This window comes from Brevibacterium sp. 239c (assembly GCF_900169365.1).
In the GTDB taxonomy this organism is placed as follows: Bacteria; Actinomycetota; Actinomycetes; order Actinomycetales; family Brevibacteriaceae; genus Brevibacterium.
In genome coordinates this window covers 1-2,482 of sequence record NZ_FXZH01000050.1, presented here as the reverse complement: position 1 = coordinate 2,482, position 2,482 = coordinate 1, and the positions used below count along the sequence as shown (strand labels likewise).

The window sequence follows — 2,482 nt, the reverse complement described above, 5'->3', positions numbered from 1 at the left end:
CGGCCTCCCGCCGGTACTCGGGCGTGAACGTGCGACGCTGTTTCTTGCTCTCTGACATGCTGGACATCCTTCCACCAGGATCACGAATCCCGCTAGCTCGGGTGTCCACAAAACCAGGCTAACCTCAGCCCAGGCATTCAACGTCAGCGCTGGATTGAAGCCGACAGTGGCTTGAAATCCCATCCTGAAAACAAGGAAGAAGTTGAACACCATCAGCGCTGTTCCGATGACGGTTCGAATCACTCCGCCGAACGACGTACGCGCTGACCGTATCGTCCAGGCTGCTCTAGAAGTTGTACGTGTGCTGATCGGCCAGGTCACCCAGTGAAAAGACCTGGAGCGCAGACTCACAATGAGCGCAGACACACCGACAACTGCACCGGCGATTGCGTGAGGAACGATGGCATTGAGCTCAGGGCGATGCTCGACCGACAGTGATCCGGTATTCGTTGCCGAGATTGCGCCCAACAGCATACCGATGAGCAGGGCGACCGAGCACATGAGAACCATTGTCTTCGAAACTCTTCGCCATAGTCGTTGCCGCATGGACTTACCTCGCAGTACTTCTCACACCCTCAAGTCTGCCGACCGGGGGCGCTGGTATGTCGTTGGTGAATCAGCGCTTCACCATGAATGTAGCGCCGATCATGAGACATAAGACCAATTTCTATACTTTGGTCGGGATTTCCGATACGTCGGTAAAGACGCCCAAGCGCGGCACTCAGATTTTCGCGAGATGACGCTCATGTATACCTTGCCGATTGCGCCCGACTACTATGTCTACGGCGCAAGCGATCTGGGGGTGCAGGTGTTCCTGGAACTCGGATTCGTGCTGACGGAAGCAGTTAAAAACCTCGACCGTGACGAGTCCAAGGCGTCGGAGGCTGGACTCGTGCTCAGCGCCGAACGGCTCCACCTGCTCGATGCCGACCTCATCGTTGCCCAGAGCTATGGGGATGAACGCGACGATGTTGAACGGCGCGATCTGTTCGGCAACATCCCCGCAGCAAAAGAGGGCAATCTCCTCTGGCTGCCCGAACGAATCTCCGATGGCCTGGCATTCGGGACAGCCTTTAGTACCTCAGCAGTTCTGGACGATCTGGTTGCATTGATCAGCAAAACTGTGGAATAGCGCTCAGTACCGTGCGCACCTCGGCCCGCTGACTGTCAGGTCCGAATTCCGCCAGACATGGATAAAGAGTCTTGGTTCACTTGAAACATGATGAATAACACTCGAGATAAGGCAACCCAGTTTCATGCTCTCCACCATGGAGAGTCCCCTCTTTTACTCAGCAATGCGTGGGATGCCGCATCAGCACGAATTGCTGAGGCAGCGGGAGTATCGGCGATCGCCACCACCAGCGCCGGTATCTCCTGGGCCGCGGGACTGCCCGATGGCGATTATCTGGAAAGATCGCGAGCCGTAGCTGTGGCCGAATCCATCATTAGGGCAAGCGAGCTTCCGGTAACCGCGGATATTGAGGGCGGATACGCGGACACAGCTTACGGTGTCTCCGAAACGGTCAAAGCCTTTCTCGACGTCGGGGTCGTCGGAATCAACATCGAAGACGGAGACAGATCGGCCGATGACACGAGCAACCGGATTGCAATGGCAAAGAAGGCTGCGGACTCTGCCGGTGTCGCCCTGTTCGTCAATGCTCGCACTGATGTCTTCCTCAAAGAGGCCGAACCCAACGAGGACCTGGTTTCCCATGCTGTCTCCCGGGCCGAAAGATTCGTCGACGCGGGCGCAGACGGAATTTTCGTGCCGGGTGCCACTGAGATCGACACCGTCGCCGCACTCGTTGAACGCATTGATGCGCCTCTGAATCTTATGGCCGGACCCGGAGCTCCCACGGTACAGAACTTGGCCGCACTCGGCGTTGCGCGAGTGAGTCTGGGCTCAGCTGTGGCTCAGGCCGCCTACGCCGTAGTCAAGAATGCAACCGCTGAGCTCTTAACGTCCGGAAGCTACTCTCGGCTTGAGGATTCGCTCGATTACAGCTCCCTCAATGACTTGGCCTCGATGAATCATTCTGCAGTTCAGTAGTCGATGCTGGACTTGCGCCTCCAGGCTGATCGCTGACTTCGACGGGTGGGACGGACGTGACGAGCTCTAAATTCGAAGTTACGTTCCGGCTCTCTTGTACCAGTCGGCGCATCTCGGCAAGAGCAAGTTCGACATGTTCCAACCCTGCATCTGGCCATCAACGACGTTTGGGCAGTCGTGACGAATTTCAAATCGACACATTCACCATCTGGGTACCACCCTCGAGCCCAGACACGCTTAGGCGTCGCACCGTTCTCCGCGCTTCCGGTTGATCACGGATCAATACGAAGCTGCATTCTCAATTCGACTAGGGCGTGTCTCCTTTATTGACCATTCCAGGACTGGCACGGTGGAGACGTGACTACACAGCAACGACACCGAGTCTTCACTGATGAGCAGTGGGAGAAGATCGAACCACTTCTGCCCTCAAAC

3 protein-coding genes are annotated in these 2,482 nt (G+C 56.6%); 2 read left to right on the top strand and 1 reads right to left on the bottom strand.

Translation table 11 applies throughout. The features are described from left to right. Positions 1–501 (bottom strand): hypothetical protein (locus BSP239C_RS21000; RefSeq protein ID WP_219618945.1); only part of this gene is annotated, 501 nt, incomplete at its 3' end. A 244-nt stretch (positions 502–745) separates the two neighbouring features. On the opposite strand from BSP239C_RS21000, the gene BSP239C_RS20245 reads away from it, so the two are divergent. Further along, positions 746–1,132, top strand: a complete 387-nt coding sequence (locus BSP239C_RS20245) for a hypothetical protein (RefSeq protein ID WP_096162990.1) — start codon at positions 746–748, stop codon at positions 1,130–1,132. An 87-nt stretch (positions 1,133–1,219) separates the two neighbouring features. Continuing rightward, positions 1,220–2,050, top strand: coding sequence for an isocitrate lyase/phosphoenolpyruvate mutase family protein (locus BSP239C_RS20240; RefSeq protein WP_205677161.1), 831 nt, complete (start codon positions 1,220–1,222; stop codon positions 2,048–2,050). Positions 2,051–2,482 lie beyond the last annotated feature (432 nt).